Below are 22,972 nucleotides of genomic sequence, written 5' to 3'. Positions count from 1 at the left end.
AGCGATTAATCGGATGCGGTAAAGGAGAGCAGGGTGAGTAACCAGACAGAAGAAGAACAGGTAGAGCGGATCAAGGAAGTCTGGCATCGCCATGGTGTGCCTGTGCTGACCGGCGTGGTATTGGCGCTGGCCGGCGTGTTCGGCTGGAATGGCTGGACCAACTACCAGGAAAACAAGGCCAGTAATGCCTCAGCCGTCTACCAGAGCATGCTGGAGAACGTACTGCAGGATGACAGCGAGGCGAGCCGCACACGTGGTGCCGAGTTGGCCGAGACCTTGCGCAAGGATTATCCCGGTACCCGCTACGCCAGCTTTGCCGCGCTGATGCAGGCGCGTCTGGCGGTGGAGGCTGGTGATTTCGATTCCGCCGAAGCCCTGCTGCGCGATGTAGCCAAAGATGGCGACGACCTGGCCCTGCAGGAAGTGGCTCGTCAGCGTCTGGCCCGTGTGCTGGGTCAATTGGAGCGCGCCGAGGAAGGCCTCGAACTGTTCACTGTGCCGGTGACCGGCGAGCTGTTGGCCGGCCGCGAGGAAGTGCGCGGTGACTTGCTACTGAGCCTGGATCGCGTGGCGGATGCGCGTCAGGCCTATCAGGCGGCGCTGGAAGCCACTCCTGACCCACGTACTCGGCCGCAACTGCAGCTGAAACTGGATGACCTGGCGGAGGAAGCCTCTTGAAGCTGATGTCCCGAACTCTGGCCGCCGGGCTTGCTGCCCTGCTGCTGGTCGGCTGTGGTAGTTCCGGCAAGAAGGAATTGCCCCCGGCAGAACTGGAAAAATTCGATGCTGAGGTCCAACTGGAGCGCAGCTGGAAACGCAATATTGGCGTTGGACAGGGCGAACTGTTCAACCAGCTGCAGCCGAGCATCGACGGATTGACTCTGTACGCCGCCGATGCCAAGGGCCGGGTAGTGGCCATGGATCGCGATACTGGCTCGGTCAACTGGCAGGTCAAGCTCAAGGAGCCGCTGTCCGGTGCGGTGGGCGCTGGCGGTGGCCGCGTCATGCTGGGTACGCTCAATGGCGTGGTGATTGTTCTTGATGAAGCCGATGGCAGCGAACTCTGGCGCGCGCAGGTGTCCAGCGAAGTGCTGGCCCCGCCGCAGACCAACGGCGACGTGGTAGTGGTGCAGACCCAGGACGACAAGCTGGTGGCCCTGGATATCGGTACCGGCGAGCAGCGCTGGCTCTATGAGTCCAGCCTGCCAGTGCTGACCGTGCGCGGGCACAGTGAGCCGATCGTATCCTTGCATCGCGTCTACGCAGGCCTGGCCAGCGGTCGTGTAGTGGCACTGGATGCGCAGAACGGCATTCCCTTGTGGGAACAGCGTATCGCCCAGCCGGTTGGTCGTTCGGAGCTGGAGCGCATGGTAGACATCGATGGCCGGCTGTTGCTGGATGATCAGACCCTCTACGCAGCCACCTACCAGGGTAACCTTGTGGCGCTGGATGCAGAATCCGGCTCCATTCGCTGGCAGCGCCCGAGCTCCAGCCACGCCGGTGCCGCCATTGGTTTTGGCAGCGTCTATCTGAGTCAGGCCGGCGGCACCGTCGAAGCCTATGATCAGAATCGTGCTACGCCGCTGTGGACCAATGACAGCCTGCAACGTCGCCAGCTTACCGGGCCGGTGGCCTTCAGCAGCTATGTGGCGGTGGCCGACTTCGAAGGCTATGTGCATCTGCTGGCCCAGACCGATGGCCGCCTGGTAGGGCGCGTGCGGGTCGACCGCAAGGGTGTGCGGGTAACACCGATCGTGCAGGGCGACACCCTGTATGTGTATGGCAACAGCGGCGATCTGGCGGCTTACCAACTGCGCTGACGCCGAAACAGGTTATACTTTCCGGCCGCTGCCCAAAGAAGGAGCAGCGGCCTTTTTGTTTTTGTTTGGCACCAATAAGGTGCGCGGAGTAATCATGGTTCCTGTCATTGCCCTGGTGGGCCGGCCGAATGTCGGCAAATCCACGTTGTTCAACCGTCTGACCAAAAGTCGTGACGCCATAGTCGCCGACGTGGCGGGGTTGACCCGTGACCGCCAGTACGGCGAGGCGGTCTGGCAGGGGCAGCCCTATATCCTCGTGGATACCGGTGGGTTGACCGGTGACGAGCACGGCATCGATACCATCATGGCCGGGCAGTCCCTGCAGGCCATCGAGGAAGCCGATGCGGTACTGTTCCTGGTCGACGCGCGCGCCGGTCGTACTGCTGGCGATGAGATGATTGCCGAACATTTGCGCAAGCGTGACAAGCACACCTTCCTGATTGCCAACAAGGTCGATGGTGCTGATCAGGATTCGATCCTCGGTGAGTTTGCTCCCTTGGGCCTGGGTACTCCGATTGGCATCGCCGCGGCTCATGGACGCAATATCAACCCCATGCTCGAAGCCGTACTGGTCAAGGGCGACATCCAGGCCGAGCCGGAGCTGGACGAGGAGGGTAACCCCGTCGAACGCCTGCCGGTGACGCCCATCGGCACCAAGATCGCGGTGATCGGCCGTCCCAACGTGGGCAAGTCCACCCTGGTCAACCGCATGTTGGGCGAGGAGCGGGTGGTCGTGTTCGACCAGGCCGGTACCACCCGCGACAGCATCTATATTCCCTATGAGCGCCATGACAAGCCCTACACCTTGATCGATACCGCTGGTGTGCGGCGCCGCGGCAAGGTCTTCGAGGCCATCGAGAAGTTCTCGGTGATCAAGACGCTGCAGGCGATTCAGGACGCCAACGTGGTGATCTTCGTGGTCGACGCCCGGGAAGGCATCGTGGAACAGGATCTGCACCTGCTGGGCTTCGTGCTGGAGTCCGGCCGTGCCCTGGTGGTCGCCATCAACAAGTGGGATGGCATGGAGCAGGGCGAGAAGGAGTACGTGAAGAAGGAGCTGGAGCGTCGGTTGATCTTCACCCAGTTTGCCGATCAGCATTTCATTTCCGCGCTGCACGGTAGTGGCGTCGGGCTGCTCTACAAGTCGGTTGATCAGGCCTTTGAAAGTGCCATGGCCAAGATTCCCACCAAGCGCATGACCGAGATCCTCGAAGCCGCGGTATCCGAGCACCAGCCGCCGCTGGTCAATGGGCGCCGGATCAAGCTGCGCTATGCCCACCTGGGTGGTTCCAACCCGCCGATCATCGTTATCCATGGCAACCAGGTGGACGCGGTACCGCGCTCCTATACCCGGTATCTGGAAAACACCTTCCGCAAGGTGCTCAAGCTGTCCGGTACGCCGATCCGCATTGAATACAAGGGTGGCGACAACCCCTTCGCGGAGAAGAAGAACAAGCTGTCCGAGCGTCAGGTGAACAAGAAACGCCGCCTGATGAGCCACCACAAGAAGGCCGAGAAAAAGCGTAGAGACAAGCGCTGATCGAGCCAGCCATTCAGTTCACGACAATCCCGCCACGTAGGCGGGATTGTCGTTTATGGGGTTGCTGCATCCAATTCGCGCCACATAATATGCAACTAGTTGCATTGGTTGGCTGGAGTTTGCTAATTTCATTCCGGTGTTATCTGCCAACGGGTCACCTGAATGCTGGTCAATCGGTCAGGCGGCTGCCCTTTTTGCCAAACACGGAAATGCAATCATGCAAGAACAACAATTATCCGCCGCAGCGCAGCGCACACTGGCCGCCTGGCATGAGATTCTCGAGCGCAATGCCATGGAAGAACTTGATCCCTGGTTGGCCGATGACATCGTGTTCCGCTCGCCGGTCGCGCATCAACCTTATCCAGGTAAAACTGCCATCAAATTGGTATTGAAGAACGTCAATCAGGTGTTCGAGAACTTCACCTACCACCGCAGTTTCGTCAGCGATGACGGCACCAGCGCGGTGTTGGAGTTCAGTGCCACCGTCAAGGGCAAGCAGCTCAAGGGTATCGATATGCTGCGTTTTGATGCTGAGGGCCGGATCCTCGAGTTCGAAGTCATGGTGCGTCCGCTCAACGGCCTGCAGGCGCTGGCCGAGGAAATGGGCAAGCGGATGGCGCCCCATATCGCGATTCTCAAAGGCCAGGCCGGCGCCTGACCCCTTATTTCAACAATCTGATTGTATGTGGAGTGACAATGTCTTTACCTGATCTTCTCAAGGGCCGGTTATCCATTCCGGTAGTCGGCTCGCCATTGTTCATCATCTCCAACCCCGATCTGGTCATTGCCCAGTGCAAGGCTGGCGTGGTGGGGGCTTTTCCATCGCTGAACGCCCGTCCGATAGAAGTATTCGAGCAATGGCTGCAGCGTATTACCAGCGAGCTGGCTGAATATAATGCCCAGAATCCGGAGCGGCCCGCGGCGCCCTTCGCGGTCAACCAGATCGTGCATAAGTCCAATGACCGGCTGGAGCAGGATCTGGCGTTGTGTGTGAAGTATGAGGTGCCGATCATCATCACGTCGCTGGGGGCCCGCGAGGATGTGAACGAGGCCATTCACTCCTATGGCGGCATCGTATTGCATGATGTCATCAACAACTTCTATGCGAAGAAGGCCATCGAGAAAGGCGCCGACGGCCTGATCGCCGTGGCGGCAGGCGCCGGTGGACATGCTGGTACCCTGTCACCCTTCGCCCTGATTCACGAGATCCGCGAGTGGTTCGATGGACCTCTGCTGTTGTCCGGGGCTATTTCCAATGGCAACGCCATCCTTGCCGCCCAGGCAGCGGGCGCGGATCTGGCCTATATCGGCTCGGCGTTCATCGCCACCGCCGAGGCCAACGCAGAACAGGCCTACAAGGACATGATCGTCGACAGCACTGCGTCGGATATTACCTACTCCAACCTGTTTACCGGTGTGCATGGCAACTATCTGAAAAAGAGCATCGTCAACAGTGGCCTGGACCCGGAAGCGCTGCCTGAGTCCGACCCGTCGAAAATGAACTTTGGCTCTGGCGGCAGCAGCAAGGCCAAGGCCTGGCGGGATATATGGGGTGCGGGGCAGGGCGTTGGTGCGGTGAAGCAGGTGGTGCCCGCAGCGGAGCTGATCGAGCGCTTGCGGACAGAGTACCAGGCCGCCCGCGAACGCTTGTCGAGCCTGTAACTGCATCGAGGGAACTCGGACTTCTGGAAGATCGAGTTCCCTCTTGACCGGTGGAGCGGGGCTCAACGCCGCTGCGGTGACGCTTGTCTCCCGGACCAGTGCGGGGAGCCGCTGTTAGCCGGTATCACTCCACCAGCGGCAAGGTTTCCTTGGCCCAGGCCAACCAGTTTTCTTCAGTCTTGATGCCCATGCGCAAGACGGCATACTGCAGTTTCTGCGCATGGCTCATCGTGGGGTTGGAAAAGTCGCGCTGTTCGATATCGCGATACATTTGCAGGCGTTGCTGGTGCTGCTCGACCAGGCGCCGCAACTCCCTGCCCACTCCCAGCGGCCCCATGACCGCTTCGGCGCGCAGCTTGATCAGCAGGGCCTGATCATTTCTGCCCGGGCCCCCGCTGTCACCCACCCAGCGCGCCAGCTCCTGGCGACCAGCATCGAGCACGTGATAGATCTTTTTCCGCCGGCCGGTACCGGTAGGGTTATGCTCGACCAGCAGCCAGCCAGCCTCGGTCATGCGTCCCAGCTCTCGGTAGATCTGCTGGTGGGTCGCCTGCCAGAAATAGCCGATCGAATGATCGAAGCGGTTAGCCAGCTCGTAGCCGGCGGAGGGTTTTTCCAGAAGTGAGGTAAGCAGCGCATGTTGAATGGACATGCGCTGATTCTAGGTGCTGTTGGCGTTCTATCACAAGCCTGCCGGTTCGGTTTGGGAGTAAGCCTCGCCGCCAACTGGTGAAGGGCTTGTATCCCGCCTAATGCCGAACTCAGGCGGCCTGGGCTGCGGCCTGTTGCTTGGCCCGGTTCAATGCGCTGAACAGCGCCCGGAAACTGGCCGCAGTCAGGTTTTCATCGATGCCAATACCGTGCAAGGGGCGGCCATTATCCAGGCGGACCTCGATATACGCTGCTGCCTTGGCATCGCTGCCCGAGCCGATGGCATGTTCATGGTAGTCGATGATCTCCACGGCTTCCGGCAGGCCGGCGACCAATGCCTCCAGCGGGCCTTTGCCAATGCCGCGCCAATGCTGGGTAGTGCCAGCGTTGATTACCTCGACATCCACCGCGCTGGTGCCATTCTCTTCCTGCAGCCGGTGGCGAACCAGGGCATAGGGGGTGGTGGCCTGCAGATATTCGCGCTGCAGCAGTTGGTGGATCTGCTCGGCGGTCATTTCCAGACCGAGGCGATCGGTTTCACCTTGTACCACCTGGCTGAACTCGATCTGCAAGCGCCGCGGCAGGGCGATTCCATACTCCTGCTCCAGCAGGTAGGTGATGCCGCCTTTGCCGGACTGGCTGTTGACGCGGATCACCGCCTCGTAGCTGCGACCGATATCCGCCGGGTCGATCGGCAGGTAGGGTACTTCCCAGACGGCGTTCGGGTCCTGCTGGGCGAAGCCCTTGCGGATCGCATCCTGGTGCGAGCCGGAGAAGGCGGTGTGCACCAGGTCGCCGGCATAGGGGTGGCGCGGGTGAACCGGCAACTGATTGCAATCCTCGACTACCTTGCGTACCGCGTCGATATCGGAAAAGTCCAGCTGCGGATCGACGCCCTGGGTATAGAGGTTCAGCGCCAGGGTGACCAGGCAGACGTTGCCGGTGCGTTCGCCGTTGCCGAACAGGCAACCTTCGACGCGATCAGCGCCGGCCATTACCGCCAACTCCGAGGCGGCAACGCCAGTGCCGCGATCATTGTGGGTATGCACGCTGATCAGCACGCTGTCACGCCGGTCGATATGCCGACCGAACCACTCGATCTGGTCGGCATAGTTGTTCGGCGTAGCGCATTCGATAGTCGCGGGCAGGTTGAGGATCAGCTTGCGCTGTGGGGTCGGCTCGAACACGCCAATCACGGCGTTGCATACCTCGACGGCAAAATCGGTCTCGGTCGAGCTGAACACCTCAGGGGAGTACTCGAAGCCCCAGTTGGTTTCCGGCGCGGCTTCAGCCAGGCGCCGGATGGTTTTGCCCGCGGCGATGGCAATGGCTTTCACCCCGGCTTTGTCCTGATTGAAAACAATCTTGCGGAAGGCGGGGGCACAGGCATTGTAGTAGTGCACGATGGCCTGCTTGGCGCCTTTGACCGACTCGAACGTCCGCTCGATCAGATCGTCACGGGCCTGGGTCAGTACCTGGATGGTGACGTCATCGGGAATATGCCCGCCCTCGATCAACTCGCGCACGAAGTCGAAATCGGTCTGGGAGGCGGATGGGAAGCCGACTTCGATTTCCTTCACGCCGATCGCGACCAGGCACTTGAAAAAGCGCATCTTCTTTTCCGCATCCATCGGTTCGATCAGCGACTGATTGCCATCGCGCAGGTCGGTGGACAGCCAGATCGGTGCCTGGTTGATGACCTTGTCCGGCCAGGTGCGATCAGGCAGCGCGATGGGAGTGAACGGACGGTACTTGCTGGACGGATCGGTGAGCATGGTCATGATGAAAATCCTGTTCTGTATTCTGGGCGGGCTAGCGGTGGGGGACCACGGCGGGCCTTAGTGCATCGGGCAGGGAAAAGCGCGTCAGTGACGCAGTCGCCGGCTGACCAGGCAGAGGCAGGCATGCTGCCGAAGGGTGATGAGTGTTTGTGGTGTTTTCATGCTGAAAACTTTACGACTATGTAGGTTTGATGGCAATAAGGGCGAAGAAAAAGCAATATTCTGCTGATTCAGGAGTGGATTCGGCTTTCTGGTTGCTCGGAAGTGTCGTTTTTCCGCTTCCTACGCCAGAATCCGGCGCGCCCGGTCAGGCGCGCCGGTGATCCTCAGCCCAGCGACGTGACGCCAGCCTCCGAGGAAGTACGCTGGGGCAGATTCATGTGCCGCAGATCATCGCCGCTCGGATGCTGGAATACACGCAAGCCGAATTCCGGAAGGATCGCCAGCAGATGATCGAAGATATCCGACTGGATTCCCTCATAGGCGACCCAGGCCACGGTATTGGTGAAACAATACAGTTCCATCGGCAGGCCGTCGGGTGTGGGCGCGAGCTGGCGGACCATCAGCGTCATTTCCTGATGAATGCCTGGGTGGCTGCGCAGGTAGCGATCAACATAGGCGCGGAAGGTGCCGATATTGGTGATTCGACGCGTGTTCACCGGCTCCTGGCCTTGTTCCTGCAACTGGCGGTTCCAATCATCGATATCGGTCTGTTTGTCCTTGAGGTAATCGCTCAGTAACCGGAAGCGGTGCAGATGTTGGCACTCGTCATCGTCCAGGAAATGCACGCTCTGCTGATCAAGCATGAGGCTGCGCTTGATGCGCCGACCGCCGGACTCCTGCATGCCCCGCCAGTTCTTGAACGGGTCGCTGATCAGGCGCTTGGTCGGAATGGTCGTGATGGTCTTGTCCCAATTCTGCACCTTGACGGTGTGCAGGGAGATATCAATCACATCACCATCGGCGCTCAGCGCGGGCATTTCCACCCAGTCGCCCACCCGCACGATATCGTTGGAGCTGATCTGCACACTGGCGACCAGCGATAGCAAAGTGTCCTGGAAGATCAACATCAACACGGCTGCCATGGCACCCAGACCGGAGAGCAGAATCAGCGGCGAGCGGTCGATCAGCGTGGCGATGATCAGGATGGTGGCGATCGAATAGATGACAATGTTGATCACCTGAATGTAGCCCTTGATGGGCTTCATCCGTGCCTTGGGACGACGTTCGTAAATGGTGTTGACGAGCGTCAGCGCACTGGCGATAGCCAGGGCGATAGTGAGAATGATGAACGCGCCACATACGTTGCGCACGATGGTGATCAGCGTCTCGGACAGGCCGGGAATCACGCCGATACCGATGGACAGAATCAGCGCCGGGACAATATTGGCCAGCCGGGAAATGACATGGGAATCATGTAGCGCTCGGTCGTTGCCCACTGGCGTGGAGCGCAGTAGGTGCATGAGGCCGCGGATCAGGATGCGCTTGACGATCCAGTTGGCGATCCAGGCGCCGAGGATCAGGGCGGTGAGCGCGAGCAGGGTATAGAGCTGGGGATAATCTTCCAGCCAGTTGATGACGTCGTTGTATTGCGATTCCATGACATTCCCAATTATGGAGTGGGTTTGGCGCCGCAGGGTGCGGCGCCGGCCATCCTAGCAAAGACGGATGACGATTGCTGTGCCGACTCAGTCCAGCAGTGGCAGGGTATGTGGTTGCTCTTCCTCGACGCGCAGGGTCAATTGGCCGTCGTGGAGCCGCGCCTTCAGCTGCTGGCCGGGGCGGGTTTCATTGCGACTGCGAATTGCCTGGCCGCGCTCGTCCAGCAGGATGCTGTAACCGCGGCCCAGGGTGGCCAGGGGGCTGACCAGCTGCAGGGTCTGCGCGGCGTTACCCAACTGCTGGCGATGCTGCTGCAGGCGCTGTTGCATGCTGCGCGGCAGGCGCAGCTGCAGTTGTTCGAGGCGTTCGCCGAGCAGCGCCAGGCGCCGGCCGGGATGCTGGTGCTGCAAGCGACCCTGCAGATGCTCCAGGCGCTGGCGGCGGTGTTGCAGGCGGTGGTGCAGGGCGCGTTGCATGCGCATTTCCAGTTCGTCCAGCCGCTGGGCCTGCTGCGCCAGGCGCTCGCCGGGATGGCGCAGACGCCGGCGCAGGTTATCCAGGCGCAGGTTGTCGCGGGCCAACCTTACCTTCATGCATTGTTGCAGCTGACGGTGGCTGCGCTGCAGCTGGGCCAGCATGGCCTGGGTGTCAGGGCTCAGCAGTTCTGCTGCCGCCGATGGGGTGGGTGCGCGCAGGTCGGCGACGAAGTCACTGATCGATACATCGGTTTCATGCCCTACCGCGCTGATGATCGGTGTACGGCAGGCGGCAACGGCGCGGGCGACCAGCTCTTCATTGAAGGGCCAGAGATCTTCCAGCGAGCCGCCGCCGCGGGCCAGGATCAGTGCATCGAAACCCCCGCGGTCAGCTTTCTCCAGCGCGCGAACAATCTGCGGCGCGGCCTCGCGGCCCTGGACCGCGGTAGGACTGATGATCAGCTCGATAAAGGGCGCACGGCGGCCGAATACGCTGATGATGTCCCGTACCGCTGCGCCGCTGGGCGAGGTGATCACACCGATGCGGGTGGGATGAGTCGGCATGGGGCGCTTGCCTTCGGCATTAAACAATCCTTCGCCCTGCAGCTTGGCCTTGAGCGCCTCGAAGGCCTGGCGCAGGGCCCCGTCACCGGCTGGCTCCAGGCTGTCGAGGATCATCTGATAATCACCGCGGCCCTCATACAGGCTGACCCGGCCGCGGGCCTGAACCAGCAGGCCGTCGCGCAGATCAAGCCGGATGCGCGCGGCATTCTGTCGGAACAAGGCGCACCGCACCTGGGCGCCGCTATCCTTCAGGGTGAAGTACAGATGACCGGAGGAGGGGCGGGCGAGGTTCGACAACTCGCCTTCCACCCAGACTCGCGGAAAAACCTCTTCCAGCAGGCTGCGTGCCCGGGCATTGAGTTGGCTGACGGTGAGCACCTCGCGCTCTGTGCCCAACCGTCGGAAAATGGCGTCATCATTATTCATGTGCGCATCTTACCAGCTCCCGGTCGGCGGAATACTGCATTGTGATGATTCCAATTGAGTACCGCTGGCAGCATGGGTATAATGACGCGCTTCCATTTTTCCCGCTCGGGAGCCCCTGCTATGCTGCGTATTCGCCAAGAAGCCCTTACTTTCGATGATGTTCTGCTGGTGCCCGGTTATTCCGAAGTGCTGCCCAAGGATGTCTGCCTCAAAACTCGCCTGACCCGAGGGATCGAGCTGAGCATTCCGCTGGTGTCGGCGGCCATGGACACCGTGACCGAAGCCCGCCTGGCCATTTCCATGGCTCAGGAAGGTGGCATTGGCATCATTCACAAGAACATGACCATCGAGCAGCAGGCCAACGAAGTACGCAAGGTCAAGAAGTTCGAGGCCGGCGTGGTCAAGGACCCGATTACCATCGGCGCCGATGCAACCGTAGCCGACCTGTTCGACTTGACCCACCAGAACAACATCTCAGGTGTACCGGTGTTGTACAACGACGATCTGGTCGGCATCGTTACCTCCCGTGATATCCGTTTCGAGACCCGTCTGGACGCTAAAGTGCGGGACGTGATGACGCCCAAGGAACGCCTGGTCACCGTCAAGGAAGGCTCGTCCACCGGCGAAGTACGCAAGCTGCTGCACAAGCATCGCATCGAACGGGTTCTGGTCGTTGATGATGCTTTCCGCCTGAAAGGCATGATGACGGTCAACGACATCGAGAAGGCCAAGGCCTATCCGCTCGCCAGCAAGGATGAGCAGGGCCGGCTGCGAGTCGGTGCGGCTGTTGGCACGGGCGCTGATACCGAGGAGCGGGTAACTGCCCTGGCCAAGGCCGGGGTCGACGTGATCATCGTCGATACCGCCCACGGCCACTCCAAGGGGGTGATCGAGCGGGTTCGCTGGGTCAAGCAGGCGTTCCCGGACATTCAGGTGGTCGGCGGCAACATTGCTACCGGCGCCGCTGCACTGGCGTTGGCTGCCGCTGGCGCCGATGCGGTCAAGGTGGGTATCGGCCCGGGCTCCATCTGCACCACCCGCATCGTTGCCGGGGTTGGCGTGCCGCAGATCTCCGCGATTGCCGACGTTGCCGCGGCTCTGAAGGATACCGGTGTGCCGCTGATTGCCGATGGCGGTATCCGCTTCTCCGGTGACCTGGCCAAGGCCATTGCCGCTGGCGCATCGGTAGTGATGATGGGCTCGATGTTTGCCGGTACCGAAGAGGCCCCGGGTGAGGTCGAACTGTTCCAGGGTCGCTCCTACAAAGCCTACCGCGGCATGGGTTCGCTGGGTGCGATGGCCAATGCCAGCGGTGGCTCGGCAGACCGTTACTTCCAGGACGCCGGCGCCGGTGCCGAGAAGTTGGTACCCGAAGGCATCGAAGGCCGCGTCCCCTACAAGGGTGCGCTGGCGGCGATTCTGCATCAATTGATGGGGGGGCTGCGTGCTTCCATGGGCTACACCGGTTGCGGCAGCATTGAAGATATGCGCACCAAGCCCGAATTTGTCCGCATCACCGGGGCTGGCATGAGCGAATCCCACGTGCACGACGTGCAGATCACCAAGGAAGCGCCGAATTACCGGGTCAGCTGATCCGGTTCAGTCATCAGCCACAAGCGGCGTCTCCGGGCGCCGCTTGTAACTCGCAGCTCTTACTTTATCGAGAACACACCATGTCCCATGACATTCACGCTCACCGCATCCTGATCCTGGATTTCGGTTCCCAGTACACTCAATTGATTGCACGGCGCGTACGTGAAATCGGCGTTTACTGTGAAATCCATGCCTGGGATATGGACGAAGCGGCTATCCGCGAGTTCGCACCCAAGGGCATCATCCTGGCCGGTGGCCCCGAGTCCGTGACCGAAAACGGCAGCCCACGCGCGCCACAGGTCGTGTTCGAGCTGGCGGTGCCGGTGTTGGGTATCTGCTACGGCATGCAGACCATGGCTGCCCAGCTGGGTGGTGCGGTACAGGGTTCCGAAGAACGCGAGTTCGGTTATGCGCGGGTTGATCTGGTTGGCAAGAGCAGTTTCCTCGATGGAATCGAGGATGCGGTAGCCGACGACGGTGTGCTGAACCTGGACGTCTGGATGAGCCATGGCGACAAGGTCATCGAACTGCCGAACGGTTTCAAGGTATTGGCCAGTACGCCGAGCTGCGCCATCGCGGCCATGGGTGACGACGCTCGTCATTTCTACGGCGTACAGTTCCACCCGGAAGTGACCCACACCAAGCAGGGGCTGCGGATCCTGTCCCGGTTCATTCTCGAGCTGTGCGGCTGCGAAGCGCTGTGGACGCCGGCCAACATCGTCGAAGATGCCATCGCCACCGTGCGTGCCCAGGTGGGTGACGCCAAGGTGCTGCTCGGTCTGTCTGGCGGTGTCGATTCGTCGGTGGTTGCCGCGCTGCTGCACCGCGCCATAGGCGATCAGTTGACCTGCGTCTTTGTCGACAACGGCTTGCTGCGACTGCACGAAGGTGAGCAGGTCATGGCCATGTTCGCCGAGAACATGGGCGTCAAGGTGATTCGCGCCAATGCCGAAGAGAAATTCCTGTCCCGCCTGCTCGGCGTGACCGACCCGGAGGCCAAGCGCAAGGTTATCGGCCGTACCTTCATCGAAGTATTCGACGAGGAAGCGACCAAGCTACAGGATGTCCGGTTCCTGGCCCAAGGCACCATCTACCCTGACGTGATCGAATCGGCCGGCGCCAAGACGGGCAAGGCCCACGTGATCAAGTCTCACCACAACGTTGGCGGCTTGCCGGAAGACATGGCCTTCGAACTGGTCGAGCCGCTGCGCGAACTGTTCAAGGACGAGGTGCGCAAGATCGGTCTGGAACTGGGCTTGCCCTACGACATGGTCTACCGTCACCCGTTCCCCGGCCCGGGCCTGGGCGTGCGTATCCTCGCTGAAGTGCGCAAGGAATACGCCGACATCCTGCGCCGCGCCGACCATATCTTCATCGAAGAGCTGCGCAAGGCTGACCTGTACCACAAGACCAGCCAGGCCTTCGCAGTATTCCTGCCGGTCAGATCGGTCGGTGTGGTCGGTGACGCCCGTCGTTACGAATGGGTCATCGCCCTGCGCGCTGTAGAAACCATCGACTTCATGACCGCTCGCTGGGCGCACCTGCCCTACGAGTTCCTGGAAACCGTTTCCAACCGCATCATCAACGAAATCAGCGGTGTGTCACGGGTCACCTACGATATCTCCAGCAAGCCGCCGGCGACGATTGAGTGGGAGTAGGTTTGATTCGTAACCCATTGAAATATAAAAATAAAATAAATCCAATTGATAATATAATCTGAATCATCAATGGTATTTCTCATGGTATTTGTTGCGTGTAGCAAGGCAGAAAGCGGCGATGCCATGAGGGGCAAATTGATGCTTGTATGGTATTAGAGCAGCTTGAGCTGCGTGTGTTTTTAAGTTATCCGGAAGCTTACTGTACCCAAAGTGCTTTACCTTATTTCCGCGCTTGCTAGCTATTCCTGAGAACAGGATGGTATCGCCCATCTTCTTATAACTTTTCTCGTGGTTATTGAACACACGCTTAAGCATGGGAGACCGCAATCAACGTAATAGTGAATCGTCATTTGTGCTTTATTACCTAATTTCACCGAACTTCTCCGAATTACAAATCCCTAGTAATTTGTGCGAGAATGTACTCTATAGATTGTAGTCCTATAGGGTGCAGCGAGTCATATGGTAGAACAAAATTCACTGGGTAAAGCGTTGAAGACCGTCAGAAAGGCGCGAGGCCTCAGTCAGGAAGCGTTTTCCGGTGCGTCCAGCCGCACCTACTTGAGTTCTTTGGAGCGGGGCGTGAAGAACCCGACCCTGCCCAAGCTCAACGAGCTGTGCCAAGTGATGCAGGTACACCCGCTGACCCTGTTGGCACTTGCTTATGCGGATGGCGAAATGGGGGACGTGGAGCGAATTCTCGAACAGACCCGAGAGGAACTGGAAGGCCTTCTATCAGGTGAAAAGCGATGAATAAATCACTAGGAAAAAGGGAAAAAGACACATCCGATACCGATGGTTCGTTTGCTCTTCGACCAAAAGCCCGGATACTCAAGACCCTTGGCGAAGAACTGATTAGCAGTGAGACGGTTGCGCTGATAGAACTTGTCAAAAATGCATACGACGCTGATGCTGAAAACGTCCTGATCTCTTTTTCCGGTGACCTGAAAGAAGGAAGTGGCGCTATTGAAGTGATAGATGACGGTCATGGCATGGATATGAATATCATCCGGAATTCCTGGATGATCATCGCAACATCAACCAAGAAAGATAATAAGAAAAGCAAGAGCGGACGCAGGCGAGTGCTTGGGGAAAAAGGGATTGGCCGGTTTGCTGCGGCGAGGATCGCGGAAGAACTGGAACTGTTTACCCGGACCAAGGACCAAGCTGATACTGAATCATATGCGGTTTTCGACTGGACGCAGTTTGATGATGACGAACGATTTCTCGATGAAATACTCTTCCTGGCAGACGATCAAACTGCTGCCGAAATAGTTCCTGGATGGCGACTGAAGGAATTCTCGGAAAAGCGATACCGGGTTCCGTACCATGGAACGGTATTAAGAATGAACAGATTGAAGCATACCTGGGAAAAGCATGATCTGGAGAATCTGCAAAGGGGGCTGTCCAGACTTCTGTCTCCTTTCTACCCAAAGACTGATTTCAACATATTTCTTAATCTTCCGGATGAGCGCAGTAAATTCAACTCCAGAATCACACCGCCTGAGATAATCAAGTACCCGCATTATGTCGTCAGAGGGGAAATAGAGGCGGATGGCAGATATTCGCTTATCGTGCAGATTGAAGAGGAAAGTCAGCCACATGATTTCGATGGATATTTTTACAAAGTCTTTTCTGACAACGAATGGGTATTGTATCCGTCCACGCAAAAGCCAGAACTGCAGGAAGATCCATCAAATCAAAAAGGAGTGGAGTGCGGTCCCTTCACGTTTGAGTTGCGCATTTGGGATCGTGATGAACTAGAAAATGTGAACCAGAAAGTGGGCGGAGGCATCAGAAGCATCAGGAAAGATCTGGATGCGATAGCAGGAATAAATATCTACCGTGATGGCTTCAGGGTGTTGCCGTATGGCGAGCCCGACAACGACTGGCTCAGACTGGATATACGACGTGTTCAGGCTCCGACAAGGCGGCTTTCGAACAATCAGATAACCGGATATATCTCCATCACTGCCGACAAAAATCCTGATTTGCATGACCGCAGTAACAGGGAAGGGCTTGATAACAATGCCGCATACACTGACCTCCAGAATATCATGAAGTTCGTATTGAATGAGACGGAGAATCTCAGGTATGCATCAAAGAGGAAAAAACCAGAACAAAAGGAGCAGGAGGATCAGAAAGGTCTCTTTGATCCGCCTGATTTCAATAAGATTACTGATGCTGTTAGTCGTGGTGATACCAACAAGAAGGAAACGCTGGACCTGATTAACAAAGCCGAGGCTGATTGGAAAAACCAAATTAAGAAGCTGCAAGGTGTTTTGTCCCAGTACCATGCGTTGGCCACTTTAGGTGGAATAGTCGATAAAATTCTTCATGATGGCCGGCAGCCGCTTGCGAAAATTCAGACTGAGGCTGGTCTGGGTAAGGAGATGGTGGAAGACCTGCTAGGCACTAATCCTGACGTGCCACAATTAAAGAGTTTCGAGAAAAGTTATGAAAAAATTGTGGGGCAATCTTCGGTTCTGAGAGATGTTTTCAGAAGGGCAGAACCTTTTGGAGGCCGAAAACGTGGAAGGCCAAGAAAATACTATATCGAAGAACTGGTTAGGGACATTTTTCAGTTATACGAAAAGGAGCTAAAAGACTCCTCGATTAATATTGATCTGCCTGATTCAGAAACACTCGTAAGTATTGATACAACAGAGTTATCAGAAATATTCACCAACCTCATTACCAATAGCCTGTACTGGCTCAAATCCGTGCCGGAAACAAAACGTAACATCCGGGTAATGGTTGAAAGGAAATCTTCTGGATTTCTGGAAATTATCTTTTCTGATACAGGGCCTGGAATTGACCCTAAGTATAAGGATCAGATATTTGAGCCCTATTTTTCCAGAAAGCCGGAGGGGCATGGTCTCGGGCTTTGCTTGGTTGGGGAGATTGTACATGACTACTATAACGGCAGTGTGGAACTTCTCGATACAGGAAAATCCGGTGGAGCAGTTTTCAGAATAATATTGAAAAAAAGGGTGTAGATGATGGTGGCTTCTGAATGGAAAGTGCTTTCAGTTGATGATGACCCAGAGATGTGCGAAGGGATTGAGCGAATACTGTCGGGGCGAATGGGAGAAAATACGTTCGAATTTTCCGTCGCAACGACCTTCGATGAAGGTATGGCACTAATTGGGAGTAATAGGTTTGATTTGATTTTTTTGGATGTGCATGAGGACAGTAATGATCCTGATCCATCCGATCACCCTAATCAGTCTGATCAACGTGGTGAGCAACTTCTGGATGTTCTTAAATCGTCCCGTTTTGTCCCCGTGGTTTTCTATACTGGATTTCCGGCAAAAGTGGATCACCTGCAGAGTCACATGGTAAAAGTGGTTGATAAGGGAGCTCCTCCGGAGGAGCTCAGGACTGCAGTTACTGCAATTCTGACTACTGGTTTGCCGCACTTGGCTCAATATATCGAGGAGCAAAGTAGGGCTTACATTTGGGATAACCTCGAAGAGGTTCTAAAGCAGGTGGCGAATGATAATGTTACGTCAGATATTGCGCTTCTGACAGCCAGAAATCTTGCCAAAAGCCTTTCCCAAAGAAGCGTTAAGGAACTGCTTGGAAACGATATTAACCTGATTTCCCCGCTTGAAATGTATTTGTTCCCACCTGATCAGGATGGCTGTAACCCAGGAGATATTTATCGCAGAAGAGAAGATGGTACGTTGTGGATGGTACTAACGCCGGCTTGTGATTTTGAGCAGGGAAAAGCAGAAAATGTTTTGCTGGCGAGAGTTATTCCATTGACTGAACATGAGTTGTACAAAACTTGGCAGGAAAAAGCGAGGGAATTTTATGCTCTTGAAGAGGAAAAGCAGACGAAAAAGAACCGACAAGCGTTATCCAATGCCAGCGGTGCTGTCAAAAACCTTGTGAAAAACAATAAAGGTAATCGATTCAGGTTCCTGCCCGGAACTTTTTTTCTTCAGGACTGTATAGTTGATTTTCAGGAACTACTGAATCTTCCGAGGAGTAGTGCTGATCAATATGAGGTTGTTTGCTCACTGGACAATCCATATCGGGAAGAAGTTCTTCAGTTGTTTTCCAGCTATTACGGGAGGATTGGAACCCCCGATTATGAGTTTGATTCCATTTGGGAAAAGATCGATCAGGCGTTTACTCCCTGACTAAACCATGCGAAATGACGTGCTAACTCCCGAGCAACGCTCTTACTGCATGTCGCAGATCAAGGGCAAGAACACAAAGCCGGAAGTGGCCCTCCGAAAGGCTCTGTGGGGGCTTGGTTACAGATACCGGATCGGTAACCGGTTGCCGGGAAAGCCAGATTTGGTTTTTCCGTCATTGAGAACGGTGGTTTTTGTTGATGGTTGTTTCTGGCACAAATGTCCTGAGCATTTCGTACATCCCAAGACCCGGGCTCAATTCTGGTTGGACAAGATCAATGGTAATGTCGCCCGGGACCAGCAAAACAATGAGTCTTTAAGGTCTGAGGGGTGGCAGGTTGTCCGGATTTGGGAGCATGAAATCAAAGAGTCGCTGGATGATGCCGTTGCTCAAGTCGTGGAGGTTCTGCAAATGCAAATGCAAAGGAAAGGCCTTGGCCTTAAAGACTGTTAAGCCATTTGGTAACTAGTTCCAGGGAACCAACACGTTCTTTCAGGGTACTGACGATATCCCCTCCGGCAATAATCACAACCGGGTGTTTGTCCTCCTTTAATTCAGTATAGGCCTGGGATGCGAGATAGGAGGTGGTGACAAGAATTCCAAATTGTCGGTGCCGCAATCGCGACAGGAGCCTGGAAAGCTCTTTGACTCCAACGCCTTTTCCGTTGGGGGCGTAACATTTGGCTTCCAGTGCAAACTCAACTTCGATAGCGCTTCGGCCTGTTCCTATCCGGTATGCACCGACAGCATCCCGCCCTCCGTCACGCCATGGCCGGGTAGTCTCACACGGCCCAATGTTGGGCATGAACAGTCGGGCGATTTCCACGGCCGCCGCTTCGAATGCAAACGGATCTTTGCTGTACCTGTTGTGGACCAGAGTCAGGATTTTTTGATCTTCTACGGACTGGGGCAGTTGTTGTTCTCGGCTGCGTATGTCGATACTGTGCGGTGCATACAGAGGTGAGTATTTTCGCCCTGACAACCACTCAAGCCAGGGCTTGGGAGCATGGGCAGAGGACACTGCTTTTCCAATCTTTACGTCGTCGAGCCACTGTCGGGCGATGACAGGTACGTCGAGTATGGTGAAGACTGATTTGTAGTTCTGGAACCTGGCGTTGTCAGGGCCTTTGGCCCGCCAGATGGCAACCAGATCATCGTCAGGTCCGAGGTTTTGGGCGCCGGGTACGGCCAGGCCAAGAAAGCGCACATCCCGGTATTGTCCTGTTCCCCCAAAAAGCAGGATAACGGGAAAATGATCGAAAGAGATGGAGGAGTGCCGGGCATCGAACAGGTTGCGGAGAATCTGGTTCCCCTGTCTGGGAGTATCATGAATTCCCCGAACGGTCTTGTTGTCGCCGTAGTACGTGAATAGACCGCTTTCTGTATCCAGATGGTCCGGCCAGTCCGGATCGTTGAAATTGGATTTTAAAGCCAGCAGTTTTAACGTATCTATACCCGGGCGTTTTCCCAGGTGGCGGAAACCCGCACCGTTATCCACACCAAGCAATTGGGGCAGCGGATCGTCTGAGGCATTCCCATTTCGTGAGCCACCATATATGTGATCCACAATCAAATCAGTTTCGGCCAGATTCATTCAGGAGGCGAGCTCCATTTCTTCGCTTTCAATCAGGATGATTTTTTTGAATATCATTTCCATCACAGGAGAGCAGACGCCGTTGCCGCACAGCTTGACCTTATCCCGGCGGCTGCCATGGGGGAGCTGGTGCTTGGCACCTGCACCCATGGCCTTCAGTAACTCAGGCGGCTGCAGCATGCGGAGGTAGGGCGTGTTTCCTTCCCAGGTTACAAGGCCGAACCGGTCCAGCGTGGTTACTGTACGCAGAGGCGCGTCAAGCGACTGCCATCCGCCCGCATAATCGGAGCCGTAATAGACTATGATGAAATCCTTTTTGCGCCCAAGTTCCTTGATGGCTCTTTCTGCGCGGTCAATAGTCGCCTGGGCTCTGTTCTCGGTGTAGAGCGGGCGGCTTTTGTATTTCCCGGTCCAATCGATGATGGACCGGGCAGGCTTGCTGCCCCTTTTGTGCAGGGAGATTAAATCTTCCCGCGAAATTACTGTTCCCTCCCGATCACAGATCAGGAACATCCGCTTGCGGGACTGGGCTACTCCGAAATCTGCGGCGTTCAGGAAAAGGTCATTTACAGTATAACCATAAGATTCGATAGCGCTGACCAGCTCGATATGCCTGCCCCACTTTTTCATGCGATTGACATTTTCCACGATTAGCCAGCGTGGCTCCATTGCTTCAATCCAGGGGATGATCCCAATGGCGGTTTCCTTGCTTTGCTCACAGCCTGGCTTGGCACCCCGTGCAATTGAGTGGGAGGTGCATTCAGGGGACGTCAACAACACATCAGGGCGATAGCTGTCGGCGAGCTCCCAGGGGTCAATGTTTTCTATGGGTGAGCACTGTATTTCCGCGGTGGGAAAGTTGCTTTTGTAGGTAGCTGTGGCGATATCCCAGGCGTCCACGGCCAGAATGGGTCGGGCGCCAGCAGTCACGGCGCCCCGTGCGCCGAGCCCGCCCCCGCAGAATAAGTCCACAAAAGTAATCATATATCGTTGTTATGCCTTCCATTTAATCGTTAAGGAATAATACCAGGTTAATAGGTTGAGCGTCTTGTCTATTCCCAAAATAGGTGCACCGAGCAACCGGAGCACAATCATGACTCAATTCGCTCTCATTTTTGATTCATTGCTGCTGGTACGTGACTGATGCGGATGACTATGAGCAAAATCAATTTTCAGAGAAAGATATTACCAACCTAAAAAGCCAAAGATACTGCAGTTGTTACTCATCTGATGAGCGTGTCATGTTTCGCATTGTCTTCGAGAATTACTGAAACCTCTTAGGTGGTATCGGGAGAGATACGGTAAAATAGTCAGCACCAGCATTTCACCTTTTTGCCGGCTAGTGGAGGGTAGGGCGTCCCCAAAGGGTTAGTAGTTCCCCCCCGGGCAGCTTGGTGCTGACCGCTGTTGAGTGGAGCTATCAGTAAAAAAATGAAATTATTTTCAAGAAATTTCTGAGTATGGTATTTTTCATGGTATTACCGATTTGCAGGAAAATAAGCCATTGATAATAAAAGATAAAAATGGCTTATTTACAAGCGAGTGGGAATGAGGCGCAGCAGCGGGGCGCTCTGGTGCCCTGTCTTTGCCCCGGAAGGGGATATTGGAACTACCAGCGAGTAAACCGATGAGCACCAGCGAAAAAATCTATTCCGGCAAGACCAAGGACCTGTACGCCCTGCCGAATGACAACATCCTCCTCGTCTTCAAGGACGACGTCACCGGTGGTGAAGATGGCGTCATCGACCCGGGTGCCAACACCGTCATTGGTCAGGTTGAAGGCAAAGGCCGAAAGTCTCTCGCCATGACCGACCATTTCTTCAAGTGCCTCCACGTTGCCGGCATCCCTACCCACCTGGTGCGTCTCGACCTCGAGCAGGGCAGCATGGAAGTTCGTCGCGCCGAGCCCCTGGGCAAGGATATCAGCGGCAAGGGCGGCCTCGAGTTCATCTGCCGCACCCGGCCCTGGGGCAGCTTCCAGCGTCGTTACCAGAACTACATCGGCGACACCGCGAGTACGTTCGACTACCTCGTCGAGATCACCATCAAGGACGATGAACGCGGTGATCCTCTCATCAACGACGACACCATCGTGGCCCTCGGCCTCCTTACCCAGCAGCACCTCGAGCAGGCCAAGGACCTCACCCGCCGGGTGTGTCGCATCGTCGAAGCCGACCTGCGTGACAAGGGCCTCACTCTGATCGACATGAAGATCGAAATCGGCTTTGTCGACGGCGAGGTCGTGGTCATCGACGAGGTCTCGGCGGATGCGATGCGGGTCATGGACGACGAGGGCAGGGTGCTGGATCACGGGACGCTGTACGAACAGTTGATCCGCTAGGGCAGTGGGGCATAGCTGCGAGCATGAAATTCCGGAAGCCCGCGTAATGCGGGCTTTTTTGCGGACTTTGAAAGCACGGGATTCACGAATGCTGCTATGTGCGCCTCAAAGGGGGCTACTCGGCTTATCGCTGCTTCCAGCACTTTTGAAGAACAAATATTAGGTATGGTTTTTTTATGTCATTGCTTGGGTGCTTCGTTTAATCAACTGATTTTTAAGGTAAAACTTTGTCTGTTGACGATAGAGTGGGGAGTGAGCAGGTAGCGCTTGCCGCCGCTCTTAGTCACAGTTCCCCGAAAGCCCGCTTATGCGGCTTTCGTTTTTCTGTCTCCCGATTGCCGCCATGGCTATCTTTGGCATGACGGCAATCATCTTTTTCGCTACACCACCGAACAAGACTGTCCTGCAGTGGTTTTTAATTTTCAGCCATGATCGGGAATATCCGGCACAACCAGCCGGGCTAGCTGCTCCAGTGATTCCTGCCATCCCAGATAACAGCTATCAACGGGAATGACCGAAGGAATGCCTTCCTGAACTATGCGTATCTCTGTGCCACTGGATACGGCTTTCAGTTCGATGGCAACTTGCATTTCGCCGGGGAGGTTTTCATCGTCAAAGCGATCCGTATGGCGAATACGTTCGTTAGGTGTCAGTTCAATATACTCAACGGTAAACGAATGACTGACGCCAGTACCGAAATTGGTGAAAGACATACGGTAGCCGCCACCCACGCGGATATCCATTTCATGGATCGTACCGGTAAAGCCGTAGGGCGGTAGCCAGTATTCCAATGCCTGTTTATCGGTAAACGCTTTGTAAACTCGCTCAACGGGTGCTGCCAACACGCGGTGTAGGCGGACGGTGCCGGTTTCGCTAGACATAATCATCTCCTGCTTATTTTGGTTACCTGATAGTCGGTTCCCAGACAATGATTTCGACAGCCTTCAAAAAAAATACTGTCGTAGTGAGCTTGAGCGTCTTTGTAGATAACAGATCACCTTCACCGTAGACCCCCAACGAGCCTTAATAACTGGCAGCGCCGCCGCATCAAGGGGCGGCAAGGTATTGTGCTACGTCGGGCTGGCCGGACATGACCTTCGTCAGGTAACCTGCCTGCC

Annotated in this window: 19 protein-coding genes; 12 read left to right on the top strand and 7 right to left on the bottom strand. The window is 56.2% G+C overall.

Annotated elements, in window-relative coordinates; translation table 11 throughout:
• The first annotated feature begins 33 nt into the window (after positions 1-33).
• The 5 genes from QAO71_RS13520 (at position 34) to QAO71_RS13500 (ending at position 5,022) form a co-directional block, all read left to right on the top strand.
• Positions 34-678 (top strand): tetratricopeptide repeat protein, encoded by a 645-nt coding sequence (locus QAO71_RS13520; protein ID WP_036989384.1) that lies wholly within the window; start codon positions 34-36, stop codon positions 676-678.
• 5 nt (positions 679-683) lie between these two features.
• On the top strand, positions 684-1,820 hold the full coding sequence (gene bamB / locus QAO71_RS13515; protein ID WP_036990222.1) for an outer membrane protein assembly factor BamB: 1,137 nt from the start codon (positions 684-686) through the stop codon (positions 1,818-1,820).
• 94 nt (positions 1,821-1,914) lie between these two features.
• Positions 1,915-3,360: a ribosome biogenesis GTPase Der gene (der, locus tag QAO71_RS13510; RefSeq protein ID WP_036990224.1), complete on the top strand. Its 1,446-nt coding sequence runs from the start codon at positions 1,915-1,917 to the stop codon at positions 3,358-3,360.
• Between the two features lie 217 nt (positions 3,361-3,577).
• Positions 3,578-4,018 carry a nuclear transport factor 2 family protein gene (locus tag QAO71_RS13505; RefSeq protein WP_036989386.1) on the top strand — a complete coding sequence of 147 codons (441 nt, stop codon included), beginning with the start codon at positions 3,578-3,580 and terminating at the stop codon, positions 4,016-4,018.
• A gap of 38 nt (positions 4,019-4,056) precedes the next feature.
• Positions 4,057-5,022: a nitronate monooxygenase family protein gene (locus QAO71_RS13500; RefSeq protein WP_036989388.1), complete on the top strand. Its 966-nt coding sequence runs from the start codon at positions 4,057-4,059 to the stop codon at positions 5,020-5,022.
• Positions 5,023-5,146: 124 nt separating this feature from the next.
• On the opposite strand, the gene QAO71_RS13495 is transcribed toward QAO71_RS13500, so the two are convergent.
• The 4 genes from QAO71_RS13495 to xseA all read right to left on the bottom strand — a co-directional run bounded on the left by QAO71_RS13495 (position 5,147) and on the right by xseA (position 10,522).
• Positions 5,147-5,674: a PadR family transcriptional regulator gene (locus QAO71_RS13495; protein WP_280164682.1), complete on the bottom strand. Its 528-nt coding sequence runs from the start codon at positions 5,672-5,674 to the stop codon at positions 5,147-5,149.
• Positions 5,675-5,783: 109 nt separating this feature from the next.
• Entirely contained in the window at positions 5,784-7,454 is a 1,671-nt protein-coding gene (gene leuA, locus QAO71_RS13490; protein ID WP_136868865.1) for a 2-isopropylmalate synthase, read from the bottom strand.
• 326 nt (positions 7,455-7,780) lie between these two features.
• Positions 7,781-9,055 (bottom strand): mechanosensitive ion channel family protein, encoded by a 1,275-nt coding sequence (locus QAO71_RS13485; RefSeq protein ID WP_036989393.1) that lies wholly within the window; start codon positions 9,053-9,055, stop codon positions 7,781-7,783.
• Between the two features lie 87 nt (positions 9,056-9,142).
• Positions 9,143-10,522 (bottom strand): exodeoxyribonuclease VII large subunit, encoded by a 1,380-nt coding sequence (gene xseA / locus QAO71_RS13480; protein ID WP_280164681.1) that lies wholly within the window; start codon positions 10,520-10,522, stop codon positions 9,143-9,145.
• 120 nt (positions 10,523-10,642) lie between these two features.
• Here xseA and guaB point away from each other — a divergent pair, with 120 nt between their 5' ends.
• The 6 genes from guaB (at position 10,643) to QAO71_RS13450 (ending at position 18,372) form a co-directional block, all read left to right on the top strand.
• Positions 10,643-12,115: an IMP dehydrogenase gene (guaB, locus tag QAO71_RS13475; protein WP_280164680.1), complete on the top strand. Its 1,473-nt coding sequence runs from the start codon at positions 10,643-10,645 to the stop codon at positions 12,113-12,115.
• An 80-nt stretch (positions 12,116-12,195) separates the two neighbouring features.
• On the top strand, positions 12,196-13,773 hold the full coding sequence (gene guaA / locus QAO71_RS13470; RefSeq protein WP_280164679.1) for a glutamine-hydrolyzing GMP synthase: 1,578 nt from the start codon (positions 12,196-12,198) through the stop codon (positions 13,771-13,773).
• Between the two features lie 459 nt (positions 13,774-14,232).
• Complete coding sequence (locus QAO71_RS13465) at positions 14,233-14,523, top strand: helix-turn-helix transcriptional regulator (RefSeq protein ID WP_280164678.1); 291 nt, start codon at positions 14,233-14,235, stop codon at positions 14,521-14,523.
• Complete coding sequence (locus QAO71_RS13460) at positions 14,520-16,769, top strand: ATP-binding protein (RefSeq protein ID WP_280164677.1); 2,250 nt, start codon at positions 14,520-14,522, stop codon at positions 16,767-16,769. The genes QAO71_RS13465 and QAO71_RS13460 overlap by 4 nt, the downstream gene beginning before the upstream one ends.
• Complete coding sequence (locus QAO71_RS13455) at positions 16,770-17,921, top strand: hypothetical protein (protein WP_280164676.1); 1,152 nt, start codon at positions 16,770-16,772, stop codon at positions 17,919-17,921.
• 7 nt (positions 17,922-17,928) lie between these two features.
• Complete coding sequence (locus QAO71_RS13450) at positions 17,929-18,372, top strand: very short patch repair endonuclease (protein ID WP_280164675.1); 444 nt, start codon at positions 17,929-17,931, stop codon at positions 18,370-18,372.
• On the opposite strand, the gene QAO71_RS13445 is transcribed toward QAO71_RS13450, so the two are convergent.
• Together QAO71_RS13445 and QAO71_RS13440 are read right to left on the bottom strand one after the other, a co-directional pair.
• Positions 18,359-19,513, bottom strand: a complete 1,155-nt coding sequence (locus QAO71_RS13445) for a restriction endonuclease (RefSeq protein WP_280164674.1) — start codon at positions 19,511-19,513, stop codon at positions 18,359-18,361. The genes QAO71_RS13450 and QAO71_RS13445 overlap by 14 nt on opposite strands.
• Complete coding sequence (locus tag QAO71_RS13440; protein ID WP_280164673.1) at positions 19,514-20,497, bottom strand: DNA cytosine methyltransferase; 984 nt, start codon at positions 20,495-20,497, stop codon at positions 19,514-19,516.
• A gap of 643 nt (positions 20,498-21,140) precedes the next feature.
• Here QAO71_RS13440 and QAO71_RS13435 point away from each other — a divergent pair.
• Entirely contained in the window at positions 21,141-21,854 is a 714-nt protein-coding gene (locus tag QAO71_RS13435; RefSeq protein ID WP_280164672.1) for a phosphoribosylaminoimidazolesuccinocarboxamide synthase, read from the top strand.
• 422 nt (positions 21,855-22,276) lie between these two features.
• Here QAO71_RS13435 and QAO71_RS13430 read toward each other — a convergent pair whose 3' ends face one another.
• Positions 22,277-22,735, bottom strand: coding sequence for an SRPBCC family protein (locus QAO71_RS13430; protein WP_036990228.1), 459 nt, complete (start codon positions 22,733-22,735; stop codon positions 22,277-22,279).
• Positions 22,736-22,972: the final 237 nt, after the last annotated feature.

It is taken from the genome of Halopseudomonas sp. SMJS2 (assembly GCF_029866945.1).
GTDB classification, from domain to species: Bacteria; Pseudomonadota; Gammaproteobacteria; order Pseudomonadales; family Pseudomonadaceae; genus Halopseudomonas; species Halopseudomonas bauzanensis.
The sequence above is the reverse complement of the archived record's forward strand: the minus strand, read 5'-3'. Positions and strand labels throughout refer to the sequence as shown.

Bases quoted from the DNA above. Each gene is read 5' to 3' on its own strand.
- bamB (WP_036990222.1), top strand. From the start codon at position 684: ATGTCCCGAACTCTGGCCGCCGGGCTTGCTGCCCTGCTGCTGGTCGGC.
- der (WP_036990224.1), top strand. From the start codon at position 1,915: ATGGTTCCTGTCATTGCCCTGGTGGGCCGGCCGAATGTCGGCAAATCC.
- QAO71_RS13505 (WP_036989386.1), top strand. From the start codon at position 3,578: ATGCAAGAACAACAATTATCCGCCGCAGCGCAGCGCACACTGGCCGCC.
- QAO71_RS13500 (WP_036989388.1), top strand. From the start codon at position 4,057: ATGTCTTTACCTGATCTTCTCAAGGGCCGGTTATCCATTCCGGTAGTC.
- QAO71_RS13495 (WP_280164682.1), bottom strand. From the start codon at position 5,674: ATGTCCATTCAACATGCGCTGCTTACCTCACTTCTGGAAAAACCCTCC.
- leuA (WP_136868865.1), bottom strand. From the start codon at position 7,454: ATGACCATGCTCACCGATCCGTCCAGCAAGTACCGTCCGTTCACTCCC.
- QAO71_RS13485 (WP_036989393.1), bottom strand. From the start codon at position 9,055: ATGGAATCGCAATACAACGACGTCATCAACTGGCTGGAAGATTATCCC.
- xseA (WP_280164681.1), bottom strand. From the start codon at position 10,522: ATGAATAATGATGACGCCATTTTCCGACGGTTGGGCACAGAGCGCGAG.
- guaB (WP_280164680.1), top strand. From the start codon at position 10,643: ATGCTGCGTATTCGCCAAGAAGCCCTTACTTTCGATGATGTTCTGCTG.
- guaA (WP_280164679.1), top strand. From the start codon at position 12,196: ATGTCCCATGACATTCACGCTCACCGCATCCTGATCCTGGATTTCGGT.
- QAO71_RS13465 (WP_280164678.1), top strand. From the start codon at position 14,233: ATGGTAGAACAAAATTCACTGGGTAAAGCGTTGAAGACCGTCAGAAAG.
- QAO71_RS13460 (WP_280164677.1), top strand. From the start codon at position 14,520: ATGAATAAATCACTAGGAAAAAGGGAAAAAGACACATCCGATACCGAT.
- QAO71_RS13455 (WP_280164676.1), top strand. From the start codon at position 16,770: ATGATGGTGGCTTCTGAATGGAAAGTGCTTTCAGTTGATGATGACCCA.
- QAO71_RS13450 (WP_280164675.1), top strand. From the start codon at position 17,929: ATGCGAAATGACGTGCTAACTCCCGAGCAACGCTCTTACTGCATGTCG.
- QAO71_RS13445 (WP_280164674.1), bottom strand. From the start codon at position 19,513: ATGAATCTGGCCGAAACTGATTTGATTGTGGATCACATATATGGTGGC.
- QAO71_RS13440 (WP_280164673.1), bottom strand. From the start codon at position 20,497: ATGATTACTTTTGTGGACTTATTCTGCGGGGGCGGGCTCGGCGCACGG.
- QAO71_RS13435 (WP_280164672.1), top strand. From the start codon at position 21,141: ATGAGCACCAGCGAAAAAATCTATTCCGGCAAGACCAAGGACCTGTAC.
- QAO71_RS13430 (WP_036990228.1), bottom strand. From the start codon at position 22,735: ATGTCTAGCGAAACCGGCACCGTCCGCCTACACCGCGTGTTGGCAGCA.